The organism is Oleiphilus sp. HI0080, assembly GCF_001635135.1.
Window position 1 is genome coordinate 1 of sequence record NZ_LWFU01001152.1, and the last position, 1,569, is coordinate 1,569.

Consider the following 1,569-nt stretch of genomic DNA (forward strand, 5'->3'; position numbering starts at 1 on the left):
AAGCTGCATCAATAGCGTTTGCAGATCGCTATTGCTGACGTGGATAAAAGTGCGGGCTTGGCTCATATAGCATCTCTTAAAAAATGAGTAGATTCGGTTTTCGATCAATGTACCTGTGGTGTGCGTTCAGCACAAACTAGGCTTGGCTTTTTTTCTTGAATTGTATAACGCTTTCATCCAAGGCTTGACCTCCTTTTACAGCAAAATCGAGCGTTCGGATTGGAAATGGAATCGAAATGCCTTCTTCGTTTAGAGCTGAATGAATGGCAGCGACGGCTTCATGCATTTTTCTCAGGTAATCTCCGTCTGGGTAATGAATCCAAAAGCGCGCCACCAAGTCGATACTAGAATCTCCAAACCCCGCTGCATAACAAGAGGTTTCGTCCTGGCGAATCACACCGTTAAGGGTGTTGAGCTTGTTTGTAATCGCCTTACTTGCTGCATCAATGTCATCAGAGTATGAGATGCCAACAGGCACATCAATGCGACGCTCACCCGAGTAAGAATAGTTTGTTAGCACATTACGAAATAGATGCTTGTTTGGCACGATTTCAAGCTGCCCGGAGAAGGTCTCGATGATGGTGTTGCGAAAGTTGAGGTACTTCACTGTTCCAAAGACTTCAGAGGTTTGAATGATGTCACCAGGGCGAAATGGCTTGCGGATGCCCATTGCAACACCGGCAATAAAGTTCTCGGTAATGTCTTGGAAAGCGAAACCTAGCGCCAGGCCGACAATACCAGCACCCGCAAGGAGTGAAGTGACGGTCCCTTTCAACCCTAAAAAATCCAGTGCAATAAAACACCCAAGACCGATGATGATAATGCGCATAATCGTCAGCATTAAATCTGCAACCTGATGAGACTCCATCCCTTTGTAGAAAACTTTTCTCAGAACCATCGCGACGATTTTTGCGGTGATAAAAAAAACAACAAGAATAACAAGCGCGACAATGAAATTGGGGATATGGGTCAGGGTCGTTTCAAACCATCCGTAGAGCTTTTCATCGATCAACTCTTCAATGCGTTGCAGCGTTGCATCATTTAACGCGTTGTCCATAGCTTCATCCTTCATTCGAAAATACCCCATGACTGAAGCGAATACCGTACCGTTCTTTATAAGTCGTTGAGTTTAATCGCTTATTCGGATTATCGGCCCTGCGTGGCCTCGCGCTGTCTCTTAAATAACAGGCCGCTTTTTACATGGGTATGAAATTTTTTCAGGGTGCGTGTTTGAAGGAAGTGCTTGCCGGAACGCAAAGAAAACGAGAGCCAAGGTGCTGGTCTGTTCGTTGAGTGTTATGGACTAAGCTTAGCTCGCTTGCTCGAAAAACGTTGTTCTGTTTCGACCGTTCGCTTTGGCCTGGTAAAGGGCTTGATCTGCCTGCTTGATGAGTGTGTCGAGCACATTTGGCTGGTCGATTTGATCTTCAGTTAACTGAGCTACACCAATGCTGACGGTGTACAAGGGGCCTTCGTTAGTGCTTGCCTTAATGCGCTGATGCAGTCTGTCGCAATACGCAGATGTTTGCTCTCTGTCTGAATTAAAGAGCACGACCAAAAACTCTTCAC

Annotated in this window: 2 protein-coding genes; both read right to left on the reverse strand. The window is 45.8% G+C overall.

All coding sequences use genetic code 11. The annotated features are described in order from the left end of the window. Window positions 1–136 precede the first annotated feature (136 nt). Entirely contained in the window at window positions 137–1,057 is a 921-nt protein-coding gene (locus A3751_RS20720) for a mechanosensitive ion channel family protein (protein WP_068457254.1), read from the reverse strand. Window positions 1,058–1,309: 252 nt separating this feature from the next. Next, window positions 1,310–1,569: diguanylate cyclase (locus A3751_RS20725; protein WP_156492694.1), on the reverse strand; the 260-nt coding region annotated here is incomplete at its 5' end.

Bases quoted from the DNA above. Each gene is read 5' to 3' on its own strand.
- A3751_RS20720 (WP_068457254.1), bottom strand. From the start codon at position 1,057: ATGGACAACGCGTTAAATGATGCAACGCTGCAACGCATTGAAGAGTTG.